Annotated in this window: 17 protein-coding genes; 7 read left to right on the plus strand and 10 right to left on the minus strand. The window is 70.1% G+C overall.

Annotation, left to right across the window (positions count from 1 at the left end; genetic code table 11):
* Window positions 1-32: 32 nt before the first annotated feature.
* On the minus strand, window positions 33-893 hold the full coding sequence (locus ACH4PU_RS30515) for a ParA family protein (protein WP_398279160.1): 861 nt from the start codon (window positions 891-893) through the stop codon (window positions 33-35).
* A gap of 14 nt (window positions 894-907) precedes the next feature.
* Window positions 908-2,059 carry a ParB/RepB/Spo0J family partition protein gene (locus tag ACH4PU_RS30520; protein WP_398279163.1) on the minus strand — a complete coding sequence of 384 codons (1,152 nt, stop codon included), beginning with the start codon at window positions 2,057-2,059 and terminating at the stop codon, window positions 908-910.
* 262 nt (window positions 2,060-2,321) lie between these two features.
* Here ACH4PU_RS30520 and ACH4PU_RS30525 point away from each other — a divergent pair, with 262 nt between their 5' ends.
* Entirely contained in the window at window positions 2,322-2,729 is a 408-nt protein-coding gene (locus ACH4PU_RS30525) for a hypothetical protein (protein ID WP_398279166.1), read from the plus strand.
* 81 nt (window positions 2,730-2,810) lie between these two features.
* On the opposite strand, the gene ACH4PU_RS30530 is transcribed toward ACH4PU_RS30525, so the two are convergent.
* The 8 genes from ACH4PU_RS30530 to ACH4PU_RS30565 form a co-directional block, all read right to left on the minus strand.
* Entirely contained in the window at window positions 2,811-3,188 is a 378-nt protein-coding gene (locus ACH4PU_RS30530; protein WP_398279169.1) for a fic family toxin-antitoxin system, toxin component, read from the minus strand.
* Window positions 3,185-3,472, minus strand: coding sequence for a hypothetical protein (locus ACH4PU_RS30535; protein WP_398279172.1), 288 nt, complete (start codon window positions 3,470-3,472; stop codon window positions 3,185-3,187). The genes ACH4PU_RS30530 and ACH4PU_RS30535 overlap by 4 nt, the downstream gene beginning before the upstream one ends.
* Before the next feature lie 140 nt (window positions 3,473-3,612).
* Window positions 3,613-4,383 (minus strand): hypothetical protein, encoded by a 771-nt coding sequence (locus ACH4PU_RS30540; RefSeq protein WP_398279175.1) that lies wholly within the window; start codon window positions 4,381-4,383, stop codon window positions 3,613-3,615.
* Complete coding sequence (locus ACH4PU_RS30545) at window positions 4,383-4,634, minus strand: DUF6213 family protein (RefSeq protein WP_398279178.1); 252 nt, start codon at window positions 4,632-4,634, stop codon at window positions 4,383-4,385. Before ACH4PU_RS30545 ends, ACH4PU_RS30540 begins: the two co-directional genes overlap by 1 nt.
* Window positions 4,634-6,925 carry a Mucin-19 gene (locus tag ACH4PU_RS30550; protein WP_398279181.1) on the minus strand — a complete coding sequence of 764 codons (2,292 nt, stop codon included), beginning with the start codon at window positions 6,923-6,925 and terminating at the stop codon, window positions 4,634-4,636. Before ACH4PU_RS30550 ends, ACH4PU_RS30545 begins: the two co-directional genes overlap by 1 nt.
* Window positions 6,926-6,960: 35 nt before the next feature.
* Window positions 6,961-8,343: a replicative DNA helicase gene (gene dnaB, locus ACH4PU_RS30555; protein ID WP_398279184.1), complete on the minus strand. Its 1,383-nt coding sequence runs from the start codon at window positions 8,341-8,343 to the stop codon at window positions 6,961-6,963.
* Between the two features lie 80 nt (window positions 8,344-8,423).
* Window positions 8,424-9,782, minus strand: coding sequence for a hypothetical protein (locus ACH4PU_RS30560; protein WP_398279187.1), 1,359 nt, complete (start codon window positions 9,780-9,782; stop codon window positions 8,424-8,426).
* A 482-nt stretch (window positions 9,783-10,264) separates the two neighbouring features.
* On the minus strand, window positions 10,265-11,035 hold the full coding sequence (locus ACH4PU_RS30565) for a GntR family transcriptional regulator (protein ID WP_398279190.1): 771 nt from the start codon (window positions 11,033-11,035) through the stop codon (window positions 10,265-10,267).
* Between the two features lie 238 nt (window positions 11,036-11,273).
* Here ACH4PU_RS30565 and ACH4PU_RS30570 point away from each other — a divergent pair, with 238 nt between their 5' ends.
* The 6 genes from ACH4PU_RS30570 to ACH4PU_RS30595 all read left to right on the plus strand — a co-directional run bounded on the left by ACH4PU_RS30570 (window position 11,274) and on the right by ACH4PU_RS30595 (window position 17,757).
* Window positions 11,274-11,672 carry a hypothetical protein gene (locus ACH4PU_RS30570; RefSeq protein WP_398279193.1) on the plus strand — a complete coding sequence of 133 codons (399 nt, stop codon included), beginning with the start codon at window positions 11,274-11,276 and terminating at the stop codon, window positions 11,670-11,672.
* Entirely contained in the window at window positions 11,669-12,073 is a 405-nt protein-coding gene (locus tag ACH4PU_RS30575; protein WP_398279196.1) for a hypothetical protein, read from the plus strand. The genes ACH4PU_RS30570 and ACH4PU_RS30575 overlap by 4 nt, the downstream gene beginning before the upstream one ends.
* On the plus strand, window positions 12,070-13,680 hold the full coding sequence (locus ACH4PU_RS30580; RefSeq protein WP_398279199.1) for a hypothetical protein: 1,611 nt from the start codon (window positions 12,070-12,072) through the stop codon (window positions 13,678-13,680). The genes ACH4PU_RS30575 and ACH4PU_RS30580 overlap by 4 nt, the downstream gene beginning before the upstream one ends.
* Window positions 13,680-14,057 carry an RRQRL motif-containing zinc-binding protein gene (locus tag ACH4PU_RS30585; RefSeq protein ID WP_398279202.1) on the plus strand — a complete coding sequence of 126 codons (378 nt, stop codon included), beginning with the start codon at window positions 13,680-13,682 and terminating at the stop codon, window positions 14,055-14,057. The genes ACH4PU_RS30580 and ACH4PU_RS30585 overlap by 1 nt, the downstream gene beginning before the upstream one ends.
* A gap of 112 nt (window positions 14,058-14,169) precedes the next feature.
* Window positions 14,170-16,755, plus strand: coding sequence for a DNA translocase FtsK (locus ACH4PU_RS30590; RefSeq protein WP_398279205.1), 2,586 nt, complete (start codon window positions 14,170-14,172; stop codon window positions 16,753-16,755).
* Window positions 16,756-16,947: 192 nt separating this feature from the next.
* Window positions 16,948-17,757 carry a hypothetical protein gene (locus tag ACH4PU_RS30595; protein ID WP_398279208.1) on the plus strand — a complete coding sequence of 270 codons (810 nt, stop codon included), beginning with the start codon at window positions 16,948-16,950 and terminating at the stop codon, window positions 17,755-17,757.
* Window positions 17,758-17,923: the final 166 nt, after the last annotated feature.

Consider the following 17,923-nt stretch of genomic DNA (forward strand, 5'->3'; position numbering starts at 1 on the left):
CTTCCTCCGCGTCTTTACGGCGTAAAGATGCGTCAGCGGTAGAGCTTCATCTGCCGCCCGTTCTTCGTGTACGCCTCGGCGGCCGCGCTCTTTGGGGCATAGAGGGTGACCGGCTGCCCTGCCGTGTAGGCCTCCGGGACCTTCACGTCGTCGCGGACGGTGAACTTGAGGACGCTGTCGCCGTACGCCTTCCGGATCTGCTGCTCGACATCCCAGTACACCTTGCCCTGCTTCTTGTTGGACACGCCGTCGCCGATGACCACCCAGTCGACCTTGTCGCGCATACCGGTGTGGGCGTAGGCCTGGTGCACCTCGTAGAGCTTGTCCTCGAGCTGGGTGAGTCCGCGCGCTTCCTTCTCCTGCGACTTCACGCACCCGACGATCTCGTCCCCGGCGATCAGCGCTCCTATCGTCGCCAGCTTCACGTCACCGGGGCAGTCCAGGAGGACTGCGTCGAACCGGCCGCGGAGCTGGCCGATGATCTTGTACAGCCACAGCTCCCGGGCGGTCGTTCCGGCCAGCATGAACTCGAGTTTGTCGAGCTTCTCGGATTCGGGGACGATCCAGAGGTTCGGGATGGGGTCGCCGGTCTTGCTGTTGAGTGCCGGGACCACCGCCTCCGCCAGCGTGCAGAGCTCGTCCAGGACGTCGTAGAGCGTCGGCAGAGCCGGGTTGCTGTCCGGGTCGTCGTAGCCGAGCACGTGCGACATGTCGCGCTGCTTGTCCAGGCCGATGACGCACACCTTTTTGCCCCGCATGGCCGCTGCGTAAGCGACGGCGGCGGCGAAGGTGGACTTCCCGGAGCCTGCGGAGCCATTGGCCACGGTCAGGACACGGGTCTTCAGCCCGGTGTCCGGCGGGAGCGCGGCAGAGGGGGCGGTGGATCGGGTCACGAGAAATCTCCGGGTTACGCCGTGAGGGCGGGCTCTTCGGCTTCGCTGGTCGGCTGATAGCCGGCGTGGGCGGTCAGCCATTCCAGGTAGGTCTGTGCGTGCTGGAGGTCGTCCTCGCCGTTGAGTGTCATGTGGAGCTCGCAGTGCGCCAGCGCCAGGGCGAGTGCAGCCTTCCGCTGACGGTCATTGTCGTCAGCAGAGTCCAGCGATTCCAGGTGCAGCGCCGACGCGCCCACTCCGGCTTCGGTCAGCCAGTGCGACGCCAGGGCCATCGCTTCATCCGGGTCGGCCGGTTCCTGCATCGCCGCGAGCAGGATCAGGCTCGGGTCGGCGTCGGCGGCTTCGACGGCCAATGCGCAGGCGCTGCGGCGCTGGCCCTCCTCGGCATTCGACGGGGACGAATTGGCCCCGCCCTGCTTCGGAACCTTGTTCTTGGCCTTCTTCTTGCTGGCCTTCTTCTTCGCCTTGGGGTCCTTGGCTCGCTCTTGGACCAGCGCCTGGACGGCCTTCCACTCCTTCAGCTGGCGCTCGTGGTCGTCGCTCTTGCCGAGGTCCCGGGCGAGCTCGATCGTCATGCCCTCGACGCCGTCTTCGAGTGCCTGGCGGATGTCGGGGTGGAGGTTGCGCAGACGGCGCCGGAGGGAAACCCAGGCCGGAGACCGGCCCAGCTGCTTGGCGACGGCGTCGTAGGTGTCCAGCTCCTGCTTGAGCTCCTCGATGGTCTCGAGCTCTTCGAAGGGCTTGAGCGGCTCGCGCTGCAGGTTCTCCGTCGCCGCGGCGACGATGATGTCCTTGCGGGTCGTGGCCCGGGTGTTCACCAGGACCGGCAGCTTCTCCAGGCCGGCCTTGCGGGCTGCCGCGAGCCGCCGGTTTCCGCCGATGACGACGAAGCGGACGTCGCCTACGCGCTCAGCACACTCCGGGAAGGCGGCACGGAAGGTCTCGGCCGGAATCACGGCGACGCTCTGCAGCACACCTGACGTGGCGTAGGTCTCCGCCAGCCCTTCGAGCCCTTCGAGCTCATGACGGGCATTGCGGGGGTTCAGCGAGAGCTCGCCGAGACTGACCTCGGAGCCGCCCATCGCTCCGGCCTTCCGAGCGCGCTCCTCCTCCTGCCGGCGTCGCCGCGCCGCAATGTCGTTACCGTCGTTCTGTGCACCGGGCATTCGCCGCTCCCGAGACATGCTGGTGATCGAGTGTCGACATGGAGCTTAACGAGCCCTGGTCGCCCTCATCCGCACCCCCTGGTCTTTACGCCGTAAAGATGGGCGATCCGTCTGCTGTCGCGCGTATGTGGTGGAGGGTCAACCGGCGGTGCCGTGCACGGGAAGGGGTCCCCGCTGGTGACCTGCGCATTTGCGCCCGAACAGGGGACACTGTGGCGAGCCGTCAGACGCCGTGGGGCTTGGCATCGGCTACTGATGGACCGTGACACAGGTTGACTTCGAGATGGCTCTGGCGCGGAAACTGCAGGACCGTCTGCGCGACGCGGATGACACCGAGGCCCGGGACATCCACCGGGCGATTGCGCTGGTGCGCTGCATGTGGCAAGACCTGGGCGAGCGGGACTTCGCGCTCTTCATGCGGTGCGCGGTCGAAGGGTGCCGCCGCCGCCAGCAACACACCTCGTGGCCCCTCGGGTACGACGCCTACCTTGCCGGCTCCTTGCGGAGCACATTCGGCGAGGAGCTCGATGACGAGGTGTCATGGGCGTTCCTCATCGTTCAGGTGGCCTGCCAGACGCTGCACGCGAGCGGCGAGGAGTTCGTGGACTTCTTCCTGCGCAGCGTCGCGGACGCCGCGGACGAGCCGCTCCCGGCGGCCCCCACGGCGTAGCCCGTGGGAATGGGGTCGATCTTTACGCCGTAAAGACGGCGTCGCACCGGGCCGTGCTCGTGCGGTGGGTGCCTTCCCGGGTCAGGTGCCGGTGGCCCACGAGCGCAGCCGGGCGGCGATGGCCTGGACGTCGATTTCCTTGCGGCTTGCCGTGGTGACGAGGTCCACGATGTCGGCGGGTTTGGCGTCCACGGTCCGGCCGTTGACCTCGAGGAAGGCCCGTGCGGCGGCCCAGGCGAAGTTCATGTTGCTGTGCTCGAGCGGTTCGAGCAGGGCCAGGATCTGAAGCAGGGCGCCGGCCTGGAGCCAATGCGACCCATAGACGTCGCGTCCCAGGCGGTGCGCCTGGGTGCGTGCGACCGCGGCGTCGAGCGCTCCGATGTCCCAGCACTGGGGGTCGCCGGGGAGCGTTTCGGCGATTTGGAGAAGCTCTTCGAAGGTGAGGTGGCGCGTCGTCATGCTGCGCGGCGGCTCGCGGCGCGCAGGTCGCGGCTGCTCATGGGGGAGTCCGGCCCCGGGGTCACCGTGTGGGTGGCGCGGTCGATGTGTGCGAAGGCGCTCGCCAGTTCCGTTGCGGAGTGACGGGCGTTGGCCAGGGCGCGGGGGAACGGGTCCTCGGCGGCGTCCAGGGCGGCATCGCGGACGAACTCGGCCGGGCTCTTGCCGGCGGCCTCCGCGGCGCGCAGCAGTTGCTCGCGTTCCTGCGGCCCGAAGCCGATCGCAAGGTCCTCGTTCTGGTCCATGGTCCGACGGTAGCAGTGGTGCTTCGGGCGTGGGGCTTTTGCCGGGGTGCTGATCGTGCCGTGGTAGGTGTTCGGGGCTGTATGGCCGGGATTGTCGTCCCGGCCATACAGATAACGACCGTTGGGACTTTTGGGCGCGGTCAGTGTTCTCTGGGCATCCAGGCACGGATTTCGAGGTGGGTGATCACCGCGTCGGGGTGGATGCGTCCGTTCTCGACGAGCCAGGTCCGTACCGCGGCGGTGACGTCGCCGCCGGCGGCGTCGACCCAGGTTTTGAACTCCCGGGCGTCGAAGCCTTCTTCCCCGCTGCCCGGGCCGCCGACGTTGTCGCCGTAGGCGCGTTCCTCGGTGCCGTCGCGCCGTTGGACCACGTTGCGGCGGACACCGGGGGAGTCGGCCAGCAGGCCGGCGTCGTGGATGAAGTCCCGCTTGCGGCATCGCGCGGTGAAACCGATCTTGCCGCCGTTGGCGGCCGCCTCTTCCACCACTGGCCGCAGGCGCGAGGCCCCGCTCGCGATGTGCTGCTTGCCGGCCACAGCACGCGAGGACGTCCACACCTTCCTGCGCTCGTGGTCCACGGTCACGGTCTTCTCGGCCCGCACGACGTCGCGCCTGCGGACCCGGACCCGCTTTCCCTCCTTGGTCGTCCGCGGCTTCACGTACTGTCCGGCCAGGGCCTTGAGGCTGGCGACGTCACGCGGACCGCCGGCCTGGACCTCCTGCACCACCATGGTGAGCGCTTCGGTGTACGCCTTGCCTTGCCCGGGGCCGCGGGTGAAGAACCGGCTGACGATCGAGGAGTTGCGGCCGAGGATGTCGGCCACCTGGGCCCTGGAGAAGCCCTCGCCGATCAGGACATCGGTCAGGCGCGCCGCCTCGCCTCGCTGTTGCCTGCGCTTACGGGGAGCCATCAACTCCGCCCCTTCACCTGGTGGTCAGTGCTCTTGGCGATACACCCGACATCCAGCCGGTCCGCCAGGTCGCGCAGCGCGTGGCGCACGGCCTCGACGGTTGCGGTATCGAGCTGGGCCCTGCCGGTACGGGTCCACTCCTGCCACTGGTCACCGATGCTGCGCAGCAGCGCGGTGACCGCGGTGGTGGGAACGTACAGCTGGCCGCCGTGCCGGATCAGCGGCAGGTGCTGCTCGTCGCCTTCGTCCATCAGCTCTCTCCCGCTTCGAGGGCCTGGCGGCCCAGCCGCTGGAGGTCGTAGTACTCCTCCCAGGCGGTGGGCGCCTTCTGGGGCCAGGGCAGGCGGCCCTTGACCAGCCAGTCACCGGGCTGACCGCCGTAGGGCCAGTTCACGTCGGCGGTGGTGGCGATGGAGTCCGTGCGGAAGCCCACGATGCTCCCGGCCGGCAGGTGCAGGGCACCGGCCATCTGAGCCTTGCCGGTGGCCGGGTCGGTGGCGCTGATGGGGGCGGACAGCAGTGCGGCCCGGGCCATGGACCACACCCCGGCCGACCACTCCGGGTGCGCGAACGGGTCGCGGGAGAAGCCCGCGTTGCGCTGCCAGTGGACGTGGGTATCGCTGAGGCCGGTGATCCGGGCGCCCTCGGGGACCGCCCCGTCGGGGACCTGCCCGCTGCGGTCCAGCTCGACCGATCCCGTGGTGGGCTTCGGCCGCTGGGCGAACGTTCCGATCCCGTACAGCAGGATCGCGCGGACCGCGCGGGAGGCCAGGCGGGCCGCAGTGCGCTGCTGCTCCTCACCGTGGTGGGCGGACAGAGCCCGCAGGTTGGCCCAGGCCTCCTTGAGCTTGTTCGCCCAGCCCTTGAGCGGGTCGCCCTTCTGCCACAGCAGGCCGTCGAGGATCTCGATCGTCCAGGGCGCGACGGGGTTGCGCAGCGCGAGATTGACCTCCGGGCCGCCGGCCCAGGTGACAAAAGTGCGGCCCCCCTCATTCGGGTAGTGCCAGGAGCGCTCGCCCGAGTCGGGCGCTGGCAGCAGGCCGACATGCTCCCACCCGGTGGGGACGGTCACGCGCACCTGCCAGTGGGACGGCGCGAACAGCGCGTCGGCCTGCTCCTTCTGCGACATGGCTGCGAACCGCTGCCCGGTGATGCGCTGCGGCGCGCCGACACCCGACTGCCACGTGTGCTTGGCGTACGCAAAAGTGCGGTCGAGCTCGGTCCACCGCGGCAGTTCCTCGGCGATGCGGGGCGGGGCGATGAGCTCGGTGCGGCCCTGGCCGGCGGTGGCGTGCAGCAGGCCCCGGATCTCCTCGCTCATCACGGGGTAGCCGTCCGCCCAGCGGGACCCGGCCTTAGCGGGGATGGTGCGCGACCACAGGTCGCGGCCGGTCTGCGAGGGGGAGCCCATGATGACGACGTCGTTCCAGTGCTGCCGGAGCGCTTTCCACAGCAGGACGAAGGCGTCCCGGACGGTGGCCGGGTCGGCGCCGTCGGTGTCGAACCATTCGCCGACGGAACGGATTTCGACGTGCTGGTCCCGTCCGCGCTGCCACCGGCCAACGGGGTTGCGCTCGTGGATGAGGTGGCCGGCCAGGCGGTCGCGGCCGCGGGAGGATTCGACCTTCCAGCCGTCCGGCAGCGGGCCGGTCAGCCACTCCGCGACCGCGTCCCGGAGGAAGGGGTGCCGGTCGGCGTTGCAGTGCCACGGGTCGCCGGCGGTGATGTAGATCCGCTCGACGCCCTCGGGGACGGTGGCGTAGACCGCGGTGAGGATCTCCGCGACGCTCGCCTGCCCGAGGTCCAGCCTCACCGACTCGTTGCGGTAGACCAGCACGCCGGTTGCCGCGTCGAGGAAGGCCATCTGCCGGGCCTGCTGCGTGAAGTTCGGCCGGGTGGACAGCAGGTTCGGCGTCACAGCGAACCAGCGGTCGCCGTCCGGCCCGGCTGGGATGGACGGCAGCTGACGCTCCGTCTCCTCGGCCTGGGGCAGGGGAGCGGCGGCGGGGGAGGGGACGACGCCTTCGTCGTGGTCGGCAACGGGCTCCGTCGGCTGCTCTGCGCCGACGGGCGGGGCAGGCTCAGCAGGCTGCTCGAGGAGCGGGGCAGCGGGAACAGCCTCACTGGCCGTCTGCGGCGCTTTCCGGTCACCGACCGCGGAGTTGGCCAGGTTCTGCGTTCCAGGGCGCGTGAGGGGCCGCTCCGAGTCCTGGCGGGGCACGGGAATGGCGGTCTCGTCCACCTCTGCCGCGATAGCGGCCGGGGACTGTACCCCCGGCTCGGGCTGAGCGGCGGTCGGCTGCTGCGGCCCGAGCTCGGGGACCAGGGCGACGACGTCGGCGACGCTCACCCCGGCGGCCGGGGCGATCTTCGCGGCGGTCGCCTTGGCGTACGCGCCGAGCGTCTGGATCTTGCTGTCCCGGTCCGCCGTCTGCTTGGCCAGCGCGGCCTGCAGCTTCCTGAGCGCGGCCTCATCCTTCTTGATCTTGTCCCGCACCTGGCGCAGCTCGCCGAGGGCGGCGTTGTAGGCCTTGGCGTCCATGGTGGCCTTCCCTTCTGATCGCGTCGGTGCGCTGGTCACGACGTACTGGCCATGTCGGCGAACATCGAATAGTGCAAAAGCGCGGCGGCCGTGATCGTCGTCACTGGCCCGTTGCGATGTTTGGCGATGATCAGGTCGGCCTCGCCGCTCCGCGGTGATTCCTTGTCGTAGGCGTCCTCGCGGTGCAGCAGGATGACCAGGTCCGCGTCCTGCTCGATGCTGCCGCTCTCTCGAAGATCGGCGATCATCGGCTTCTTGTCCGCGCGCTGCTCCGGACCGCGGTTGAGCTGCGAGAGCACCACCACCGGGAGCCCCAGTTCCTTGGCCATGAGCTTGAGCGAGCGCGACATCTCGGAGACCTCGACCTGCCGGTTCTCGGCTTTGCGGCCGCTGGTCATCAGCTGAAGGTAGTCGATGACCACGAGGTCCAGGCCGCCGCGCTGCTGCAGGCGCCGACACTTGGCCTTGATCTCCAGGGCCGTCGTGTTGGGCGTGACGTCCAGGTACAGCGGGGCATCGGCGACGCGCGGCACCGCCCTGGCGATGCGCTGCCAGTCCTCCGGGCTGGGGTCGCCGCTGGTCAGGTGGTGCAGCCCGACCCGGGCCTCGGCCGCGGTCAGCCGGTTCATGATCTCCGCCTCGCCCATCTCCAGGGAGAAGAGCGCAGCCGGACGGCCGTGCTTGATGGCGCAGGCACGGGCAAAGTCCAGCGCGAGCACGGACTTGCCCATCGCAGGTCTGGCAGCGACGACGATCATCTGGCCCGGGTGCAGGCCGTTGGTGAGGGCGTCGAGGTCGCTCAGCCCGGTCGGTACGCCCTTGGCGGCCCCGTGCTTCTGCAGGTACTCCAGGCGATCGATGTAGTCGGCGTACCGGTCGCCCACCCGCACGGTGGCGGATTCCTCGCGCATCTGGAGAGCGTGGTGGAGCTCGGCTCCGGCGGCGTCGCAGATCTCGTCCGCGTCGCCGTCGCCGGCATAGCCCATCTCCACGATCCGGGTGCCGGCCTCCACCAGGCGGCGCAGCTTGGCCCGGTCGGCGACGATCTGCGCGTAATGCTCGGCGTTCGCGGCGGTGGGCACGGCCTGCACGAGGGTGTGCAGGTACGCCGCGCCGCCCACGCGGTTGATCTCACCGCGCTTGGTCAGCCCGGCCGCGACCGTGATCGGGTCGGCCGGCTCACCCTGGCCGTACAGGTCGAGGATCGCACCGAAGACCAGCTGGTGAGCGGGCAGGTACAGATCGTCGACCGAAAGGATCTCGACGACGTCGCCGATCTTGTCCTTGCTCAGCAGCATGCTGCCGAGGACACACTGCTCGGCGTCCCGGTCCTGCGGCGGAACGCGCCGGAAGGTCTCGGGCAGACCGTCATCGTCGTGACCCGGTGGTGCGGACGGGCTGGGTACGGTGGTGCTCATCGGTCTCCATTTCCAGGCGTGGGATCGGGGATCGGCGGGTCGCCCCTCTCAGGGGCGACCCGCGCCGCGTTTCCGATGCATCACGCCTCCGCACCGGCATCACCGCGCTGCAGAGCCTGAAGCTGGTTCAGGGCCTCCGCGCGCTTCTCCTCGAACTCGACGTCGGCAGCGTGCTGAGCAGCAGCTCGTCTGGCCTTCGTCCGGGCCTGCTTGCGTCCCCGCTGCCCACCGGGGACGCCCCCGACGATGCTGCGCCGGATCGTCGCCAGGGCGGCCTCCGTCGCGGGGCAGGGCCCCGAAGGTGCTGTCCCGTCGTTACGGTGCTCACCGGCGTCGTCCAGGGGGGGCACCGACTTGCAGGGCACGCAGGTGGCGGCCTCGCGGGCCGGATGGACCGGGCAGGGATCCACGACGGCACCCGAGGACTGCCCGTGAGCAGCGCGACGGTAGCGCGGCAGGTCCTCGATCCGGGACCGCAGGGTGCCCGTGTAGCTGTACTTGATGCCGCCGGGGTTGCGGGTCAGCTGCTCGACGAGCTCCTTGCCGAGGGACCAGCCCTGGTCAGCGATGACCTCGGCCAGCAGCGGAGCGATGTCCTTGGAGCTCTTGCGCCCGCACTGCCACGGGCCCGGCAGGTCGGACAGGAAGTCGCGGGCGGCCTCGACCGCCGCGGGGTCGAGCTCCCGAGGCGCAGCGTCCGCCTCCCCCTCCCTCTGGGCCGGAAGCGACCCGGTCGGGTTTGAGGGGGAAGAGGGGGAGGAGGTATCCACCTCCTCCTTGGGGGGTGTGGGGGGTGACGACTTACCGCTTCCCGGAACCGGGGAAGCGGTCTGACCTGCGGGAACGCGTCGCTTCCCGCTTCCCGGAACGCCGGATCCCCGAACCCCGGATCCGGCGTTCCGGGAAGCGGTCTGACCTGCGGTTTTGTCGATGCCCGATTCGTCCCGATCCGCTGTTCCGGGAAGCGGTGAGGAAGGGGTCTCAGCGTGGGGGAAGTGGGGGTCCTCCCGGGGCTCCCACGGCTCACAGGACTGGAGGAACTCGGGGTGGTAGGCCGGCTGCCGGTAGACCTCGTAGCGGACCTTCCCGAACCGGCCGGGCGTACCGCCGGTGACCACGCGGTGGATGAACTTCGCCTCGCGCAGCCGGTTGATCGACTCGTAGACGGCGTTCTTGCCCACGAGCTCGTTGGCGTTCTTCGCCGAGCGGACGCCCTCCGCCTGCAGGTCCTTCCAGAGGTCCAGCGGGGTGAAGGGGCGCCCCTCCTCCAGCCGGAAGAGCGCGTGGAGGAGCACCACGTAGTCGAGACTGTGCGTCAGGCCCGAGCCGTAGACCATGTGGCGCAGCACGGTGGTGGCGGGGGCCGGCTCCGGGCCCCGGACGATCGTGGCGTTCTCGTCGACGTCGGCACCGCGGACGTCGGCCTGCGTGGTCCCCATCAGCAGCCCCCCGGGATGAGGCGGGCGGCCGGAGCAGGCCCTTCGGCGGGCGTGATGCCCGAGCGCGATGGGCGTGGGGTGATCCGTCGAACTGCTGTAGCGCAGACAGGATCTGACGGAGTATGGCTGTTCGGGGGAGCGATGCGATTGTGCAGGTTTGGCACTTACGGTCCCTAAATGTAGGGAGCCGTGGATCAGCTGATGAACGTGACGCGGACCACCTGGCCAGGCCCCGTGCTGGAGCTCGCTAGCGATCCTTGTCTATTCTGTTGGGTAGGTGACCGACGGGCCCTGGTGGTCCAGGCACCCAGCGCGGTCACCGCGCTGACCACGACTCCACGTGCTTGCAGGCTGGGGGAGTCGCTTCGACGGCCGTTCCTGGTAGGACAGGGGCGGCCGTCACCCTTTACGGGGGAAGATCAAAGGTCATGGGCTGCATTCTTCCTCGGTTGGGGCTACACACGCCGGGACGCGCCTGGAGATCAGGCTTTGATCGGCGTGGGCGCCTGGGCGCTGGGGGCGCGGGGCACGTCGTACCCCACTTCGAACAGTTCAGCGGACACCCTGGAGTCGTTGACTTCCACGACCTGACCAGACGGTGACGTCGTCGTCCGGGTGATCCGCAGCACGGGTACACCCTTCGACAGCTTGAGGGTTTGGGACTCGTCCGGCGTCGGCATTCGGGAGGAGACGGACTCGGACCAGCTCAGCGGGAGGTGGCCCATCTCCTCCAGCCGGTCGTAGATCCCGCCCGGCCCGGTGTCCGGCTCGGCGAGCCGGGTGCCTCGAGCGAGCTCTGCGGGGAGGTAGCTGGTGGATATCTGCAGGGGTTCCCGGGTGTCCGGGTCGCCCATCACGCGGTCCCGTATGAGGACTTCGGAGCCGACGCTGAGGTCCATGGCGCCAGCGAGGTCGATGGGCACCGTTCCCCACGCGACAGTCGGGGGCTTGACGGGCACCCACGACTGGGCGGCCTGGTCGAAGTAGTAGCCGATTTCGTCTCGGAAGACCTGCCGTGACCTGGTGATCCGTCGCTTGTCTGGACGCTCGCGCACGATCGTCCCCCTCCGTCGGATGGCTTCGACCATGCCCTCTTGCTTCAGCAGGTCGATGGCGCTGCGCACGGTCTGGTAGCTGGCTCCGTACGTCTTTTGAAGCTCTGTCAGCAGCGGCAGCTTGTCGCCCGGGGCATACCGGCCTTCGCTGATCTGCATGCGCAGGTCAGCGGCGATGTCACGGTACGAGACAGGCATCAGGGCCGCCTTTCAGGAGCTGTCGACACGCCCAGCATATAGCTAGCCATATTGACGAGTCACCTCCGACATGGTGTCATGAATACCGATAGCTATAACTGGGCGTCACCGTCCATCGACGGAGTGTGCCGAATCTTCTCATGCTCGCTGTGAGGGCACCTTCATGCCCAAAACGGCCCCCGGGGCGGAATCCCGGGAGCCGTCGAACAGGCCGTCCGAGTGAAGTGGAGAACGACCCGTGAACGGCATCTTCGCAGGTAGTCCCCCGGTCGCGCAGGGCTCTGGGCTGACCGATGTGCTGGTCGAGTTGCACAAGCTGACCGGTGTGAAGCCGGGGGAGTGGCTGATCCCGGAGAACGAATCGGCGGACGACCGGGCGCAGCGCCTGGAGTTCCTGGCCGACGTGATGCTCGGCGTGGCCGAGGGCGACATGGAGAAGGGGCGCCACGTCGCTCGACTGCACTGCCAGGTCCTCGCCCCGAAGCGTCGTCAGCCGCTCGCCAACGACAAGGTGTTCGGCCCCGACGCCGAGGCGGCCCAGCCCATCGTGAAGCGCATGGTCGCGGGCCAGCTGCCGTCCCCGGACGCTTCCTCCGTGCCCGACGCGCGCGTGCTGGCGGGGGTCGGCGCGTCATGACCACCGAGACCGCACCGGGCACCGCGACTGGTGCCTCCGACCTCCGGATCCCCGTCATCACGTGGGCCATAGCGGGCCTGGTCGCCTTCGGGATCGCCTGGGTCCTGGGTCTTCAGGCCCAGTGGTGGCAGCGCGTGCTGCTCGCACTGCCGGTCGCCGCTCTGGCCGCGGCGGACTGCCACGGCACCGACGCCGTGACCGAGGTCCGCCTGGCGCTGGCCAGCGCGCTGCGCGACCTGGGCGGCGCCCAGGTCCCCCTTGCCGTGGCCGGCGGGGCCTGGCAACTGGGCCTGACGGCCACCGCCGTCCACCGCATCGTCATCGCCGTGGTGATCTCCCTGGTCGCCGCCCTCTACCACTACGCCCTGCACACCGCCGTCCCCGCAGGAGGTGACACGTGAGCATCACCGAATTCCGGCAGGCCCGCCGCGAGGACGAAGCGGCCGCCGCGGAGCAGAGCCGCAGGGACCGGGAGCTGGACGCCGAACTGGTCCTGAAGCAGCAGAAGGCCGCCTTCGACGAGCAGCTGCGCATTAAGCAGCTGGACCAGGAGGAGAAGGACGCCGAGGCCGAGCGCCGGCGGAAGGACAAGGACCAGGAGGCCGCCGCCCGGCTGCAGCGCGAGGAGGCGGAGGCCGCCCGCAAGTCGAAGGAGAAGAAGGACCGCCAGCGAGAGAAGGAGCGGCAGGCGAAGGAGAAGCGGCAGCGCTGGATGGCGCGCATGAACGCCGCTCCTAGCTGGCTCGCGCAGCACCTGGACCTCGCGGCCGCCCTCGCGGTGATGGCGTGCAGCATCGTGCCCGCGCTGCTCTCGCAGGCGTCGTCCCTGTCGGGTACGGGGCTGATGGCCGAGGGCTGGACGGGCTGGCTGCTGGTCTTCCTGCTGCCGGTCATGCTCGAGTGCAGCGCCTGGGCGGCCACGGCCGGCGAGGCGAAGGCGATGAAGCAGCAGCGCAACCCGTGGCCGTACCGGGTCGCGATCTACGGGTTTGCCGGGCTGGCCGCCGCGATCAACTACTCCAACGGGCACAACGTCGGCGGCGACCAGCACGGGATGGTGCTCGGCTCGGTCCTGGGGGCGTCGTCGGTCATCCCGGTCATGGTCTGGCAGCTGGTCCAGCTCGGCCGGCACCGCGAGTACCGGCAGGCGATGAAGGAGGCGCGCCAGACCCGCAAGGACGTGCAGACGACGCGGGAAGAGCGGCAGAGGCATCTGAAGGAGGTCTGGGAGACGGCGGTCCGGCTCCGCGCGATCGCCGGGCACGACCAGCTGTCCGAGGAGGATGCCTGGCAGGCCGCCTACGGCGTCCACGAGGGCGCGGGGGAGGTGCTGTCGGATGATCTGCTGCGGCTGCTGTCGGCCGACATGCTCGGCCTGCGGGTGCGTGCCGAGGAGCGTCTGGCGGTCGTCTGGGAGGAGCTGACGGAGGCTCGGGCGTGGCGCCTGGCGGCATCCGGCCAGGGCTCCGCCGATGCGCCGGGGACGGCTCCCGGTGAGTCCGCGAATGGTTCCGCGGGGGCGCCCGCAACCCCCTCCACGCAGGTTCCGCAAGAGGTCGCGACGGGCTTGCTGGACGCTTCCGGAAGGCCCCTGTTCCGGAGGGTATCTCCGCAGATCAACCCGTCCGTCCCCCCGCCCGTACGTACGAACGATGTCGGGCCTGCGCGGAAGGACAAGAAGGGTTCCGCCGGCACGCGAAAGCCCGGTGCAGTCAAGGGAGTTCGCAGGCTCTCGCCGGGTGCGAGGAAGGCCGCAGCGGCCACCGCGCGGACGGCCAGCGCGGACGAGAACGCGGACATCGAGCAGTGGATCCGCGGACAGCTCCAGCAGGGCCGCGAGCCCAAGGCCAAGGACGTCGGCGCGGAGACCCAGCGGCGCCGCCAGGAGGTCCTCGGCAACTCCAAGAAGACGGCGCCCGAGCCGGGCAAGACCTGGTGCTACGACCGGATCGCCGCGGCGAAGAAGCCCGCTGCCCGTCCGCCCGACCCTGAACTGCGGAGCGCGTGATGCCCAGACCGAACGAACGCTTCAACGACCCGGACGGCCAGCGGTTCAACTTACCGACCTGGCCCTGGACATGCGGCCCGGACCCGGCGGTGATGGCCACCTACCGGCAGCTACGTGAACGGGGTCTGCGGCCCGGCGGGCAGCCGGTGGCCGGCCAGCTCGGATGGCGCACCCGGCGCGGCGACCGTTTCGCCTTCCTCTACCGCGTCGGCCTGGCGCAGCCGGTCCGGCCGATGACCCCGGCCCGCTGGAAGGCGATACGTGCAGCCTTACGGGCCCGCCGGATCTGCCCCGACTGCAAGACCGAGAAGCCGTACGAGATCCCTAGGCGATTAGGGACCTGCAACGACTGCGCCCCGGTGGCGCGGTCGCCGTAAGACCGCCACTCGCACCACCGAACGACGCGAGACGGGGCAGCCGGCCTCTACCGCCAAGCAGAAACCCCGGCCCCCCGTCCCGCGCCACCCCCAGAGCGGAGGCATGGCCAGCATGACCGAGACCCACGTCCACAGCGAAATCGCCGCCGTCGGCGGCCTGGACCGGCGCCTGGTGTGGGACGCCGCCGACCTCGTCGTCCGGACCCAGTACGCCTCCCGGTCCATGCTGCAGCGCAAGCTCCGCATCACCTGGGACGAGACGGCCCACGTCCTGGAGGCGCTCGAGGACCTGGACGTCGTCGGCCCGGACCAGGGCACCGAACGCCGCGCGGTCCGCATCCGGCTTGTCGAGGACCTGGAGCGGGTCTACGAGGTCCTGTACGGCGCCGAGCACCCGCCCGCCACCGTGATCGACCTCCCCGTCGCCCGCACTGTCGCACCCCCGCAGGACGACCCGAACGAAGTACCCGTCAACCTCACCAAGGCCGCCGCCCGACCCGACGGGCCGGCCCCGGGGCCGGTCGTGGAGGGCACGGTCATCCCCGCGGGCACCTGGGCGCTGCCCGAGGACCCCGAGGGTGATGCGCCCTGGTTCAACCCGGTGCTGCGCACCCCGGAGGGCCGCAAGGCCTTCGCGAAGTACCTCGGCCGCCAGGCCCGCCGCCGGATGCGCCGGTGGAGCAAGCGCCAGCGCACCGTGCACGGCGTCGTCCCCCGCGTCCTGCGCGGCGAGCGGCGGATCCGCGCCTGGGCGATCGGTGTCGAAGGCGCCAAGGCCGCAGCCGACCGCCGGCTCGCCCAGGCCACGGTCAAGGAGTCCGACGCCGCCGCTCGGCGGGCCACCTTCGCGGTCCTGGACCGCAAGACCAAGCGCGCGGCCGCCGAGCGGCTGCAACAGGAGGCCGGCAAGAGCGTGCTGGTCGCCAAAGCGACCAAGGCGTCCGCCAAGAAGATCGTGATGACCCGGTTTTGCCTGGCCTACGGCCCGATGGCCGCCGGGGACGTCGCCGCCTACGGCTGCGCCGACACCTGGGGATTCGCCGGCGCCCTGCTGCTCAACCTCGCCGTCGTCTCCTGGGCAGGGCGCGATGTGGTGCCCACCGAGGAGCAGCTGGAGAAGCTCGAGGCGATCGAGGCCGGCAACCGCCAGGAATTCCAGTACGCCATGACGCCCCGGATGTTCGAGGCGATGCTGCGCCAGGCCCTGACCGAAGACCTCGGCGTGAACCTGTCCGGCCTGCAGGTACGCCCGCACGAATTCGGCTTCGAGGCCTACGTCTGGCTGGACCGCATGACGCCGAAGAAGATCGCGGACCAGCTCGATCTGCTGGAGTCGTGCATGCCGGGCGTGCGGACCTCCTCCGTCCTGCTGCGACAGTCGGCCAAGAGCCGCAACCACTGCATCCTCGTCGTCCCGGGCTCCGACCCGTGGAAGGCGGTCCCCGAACTGCCCTACCGAGCGCCGAAGTCGTTGGCCACGCGGGACCTGGCCACTGCGCAGGTGGCGGCCAGCATGGGGGGCGACCCGCTGGGCCTGCCCATGTGCCGCACGAGCTTCAACGTCGTCGGGAAGTCGCGCAGCGGGAAGTCCACTCTGCTGCGGGCCATCGTCGATGTGCTCACCGCGACGGATGACCAGATCGTGATCGGAATCGATCTCGGGTCGGCAGGCAGCGGATTCGGCGGGCTGCGCCGGGGGATGCACATGGTCGTCACCGACCCGTATCTCGCTGCGGATGTCCTGGACTGGGCGCTGGCGGTCGGCCAGGGGCGTCCGGCCCTCTTCGACGAACTCGGCATGGGCCAGAACTGGGTGACCTCCCGTAAGCGGCCCGGAGTGAAGCTCATCGTCGACGAGTTCCCGGCCCTGGTCAAAGCCTCCGACAAGTACCCGAGGGAGGACGAGGACGGCAAGAAAATCCCGCTTGACCTGGACGGGAAACTGCAGGAGATCTTCGTGACCTGCGCCAAGGGCGACGTCACCCTCGGCATTGCCGGGCAGGGCATGACCAAGGCACTGATCAAGAACAACACCTGGCTCAACGAGCTCCCGGTCCAGGTCATGGCGGCCTGCGATGTCGACGACATCAAACTGGTGCTGCCCGCCGGGGCGATGGACGAGGGCTGGCGCCCCAACCGGCTGCTGCCCGCCATGGGCGACGAAATCAACGACGCAGGCGTGGCCTACGTGCTCGCCGGTGGCGCACACAGCGAGCCCATCCCCTACCGGGCCTGCATCGTCCCCGACGAGGAGTACGCACGCCGCGGCGACGAGCGCGGCCAGGACCTCACCGTGATGGACGCGGAGTCCGAGGAATTCGCCTCCACCACCCTGGCCCAGCTGATGGCCCGGGCCGCCGAGATGGCGCCCCGGCGCCGCGCCACCGGAGCCCCGACGCTGATCGGCCTGATCCGCGACGTCTTCAAGTCCTGCGGCGACCCCGCCGGCATGACCCGCGAACAGCTCGCCGAAGCCCTCGGCCGCGTCGATGAGAACTGGGAGCTCGGCCGGTTCGAGGGCGACGACGACCAGGCGCGCACCGAGGCCCGCGTCAACGCCCTGGCCGTCGCGATCGACGCCGTCCTCGCCCCGGCCGGCCAGAGCTGGAAGTTGGAGAAGGTCGCCAAGAACGGGCCGCGCGGGTACCGCCTGCGCGACCTGAAGACGATCACGGGGGAGATGCCCAAGGCCCCCTGAACAGGCCGGAACCAGCACGGAACCGCAGGTCAGGGGCCTGGAACCAGCCCGGAACCCGGCTGGAACCGCCCCACGGCGCCGGAACCGGTTCCAGCCCTGGGCCCCGGTTCCGGCCCGGTTCCAGGCCCCTGACCTGCGGGTTCCTCCGGGTTCCACCCCGATTCCCGCCCGAGATGCCGCAAGGAGTCCGAGATGAGCACCGACCCCCTCCGGCCGCCCGAACCGGCCGCCGGCTACCACCGGATCACCTCCGAGCGCCGCTTCCGCTACCTCCAGCAGGACCCCGAGCACACCGTGCGCGTCACCTGGCAGGCCCTGCCCGTCACCTGCCCGGTCTGCGCCACCGACACCGGCCTGACCCTCACCTACGAGCAGGGCGTGGACCAGATGGTCCACGTGCTGTGCCCGCAGGGCCACGCCTGGCCCGAACCGCTCGTCGACACCGGCCACTTCACCACCTACTCGCGTCTCGAGTACTGGCTCGACCCCCACCCGGACATGCTCTGGATCATCGACGAAGGCTTCGGCCAGGAACCGCCGCCGCCCGTCGACTACGCCGCCGACCTCGCCGCCGCGGCCAAAGACGTCCGGCGCCGCACCAAGGCCCGCATCAAGGGCGCCATCCGCCGGCCGGTCCGGCGCGCGAAGAAGAAGGCCCTCAACCTCGCCTTCACCCCCGTCGCCGCCGCGCTGCGCGGAGCCTGGGCGCAGCAGGCCGGGGGAGTGGCGGACACCGAGCCGAAGGCGCCGGGAAGGCGCCGGGGCAAGAAGGCGGCGGAGAAGGGGCCCAAGGTCCCGTCGTACGCCAAGTACCGCAAGGCGTACGGCATCCCGGCGCCCGCGAAGGGGCCGCGGTGCCTGGTCTGCCGGGACACCGGCCGCATCACGGCCCCCGGCGTCAGCATCCCCTGCACCGAATGCCGCCCGGCCACCGAGGCCCTCGCCGCCGCCGAGCGCCGCGCCGAGCGGGCCCGTGCCGGCAAGGGCCCGCGGCGGTCCTAGCCGGGTGCCGGTCAGGCGCGCGAATTTTCGAATAATGCATACTCTTGAAATGCATTCTCTGAGTCTGCATTATGGAGGTGTCGGTCCGGCCCGCCGGACCCGCAGAACAAGCCCCCCGGGGTGGCCGCCAGGTCGCCAACCACACAGTCGGCCACCCCGGGGCCCT

Origin of the sequence: Streptomyces sp. NPDC021100 (genome assembly GCF_044333095.1) — a bacterium.
In the GTDB taxonomy this organism is placed as follows: domain Bacteria; phylum Actinomycetota; class Actinomycetes; order Streptomycetales; family Streptomycetaceae; genus Streptomyces.

Bases quoted from the DNA above. Each gene is read 5' to 3' on its own strand.
- ACH4PU_RS30575 (WP_398279196.1), top strand. From the start codon at position 11,669: ATGACCACCGAGACCGCACCGGGCACCGCGACTGGTGCCTCCGACCTC.
- ACH4PU_RS30545 (WP_398279178.1), bottom strand. From the start codon at position 4,634: ATGGACGAAGGCGACGAGCAGCACCTGCCGCTGATCCGGCACGGCGGC.
- dnaB (WP_398279184.1), bottom strand. From the start codon at position 8,343: ATGAGCACCACCGTACCCAGCCCGTCCGCACCACCGGGTCACGACGAT.
- ACH4PU_RS30530 (WP_398279169.1), bottom strand. From the start codon at position 3,188: ATGACGACGCGCCACCTCACCTTCGAAGAGCTTCTCCAAATCGCCGAA.
- ACH4PU_RS30590 (WP_398279205.1), top strand. From the start codon at position 14,170: ATGACCGAGACCCACGTCCACAGCGAAATCGCCGCCGTCGGCGGCCTG.
- ACH4PU_RS30540 (WP_398279175.1), bottom strand. From the start codon at position 4,383: ATGGCTCCCCGTAAGCGCAGGCAACAGCGAGGCGAGGCGGCGCGCCTG.
- ACH4PU_RS30565 (WP_398279190.1), bottom strand. From the start codon at position 11,035: ATGCCTGTCTCGTACCGTGACATCGCCGCTGACCTGCGCATGCAGATC.
- ACH4PU_RS30550 (WP_398279181.1), bottom strand. From the start codon at position 6,925: ATGGACGCCAAGGCCTACAACGCCGCCCTCGGCGAGCTGCGCCAGGTG.
- ACH4PU_RS30535 (WP_398279172.1), bottom strand. From the start codon at position 3,472: ATGGACCAGAACGAGGACCTTGCGATCGGCTTCGGGCCGCAGGAACGC.
- ACH4PU_RS30585 (WP_398279202.1), top strand. From the start codon at position 13,680: ATGCCCAGACCGAACGAACGCTTCAACGACCCGGACGGCCAGCGGTTC.
- ACH4PU_RS30520 (WP_398279163.1), bottom strand. From the start codon at position 2,059: ATGCCCGGTGCACAGAACGACGGTAACGACATTGCGGCGCGGCGACGC.
- ACH4PU_RS30560 (WP_398279187.1), bottom strand. From the start codon at position 9,782: ATGGGGACCACGCAGGCCGACGTCCGCGGTGCCGACGTCGACGAGAAC.
- ACH4PU_RS30595 (WP_398279208.1), top strand. From the start codon at position 16,948: ATGAGCACCGACCCCCTCCGGCCGCCCGAACCGGCCGCCGGCTACCAC.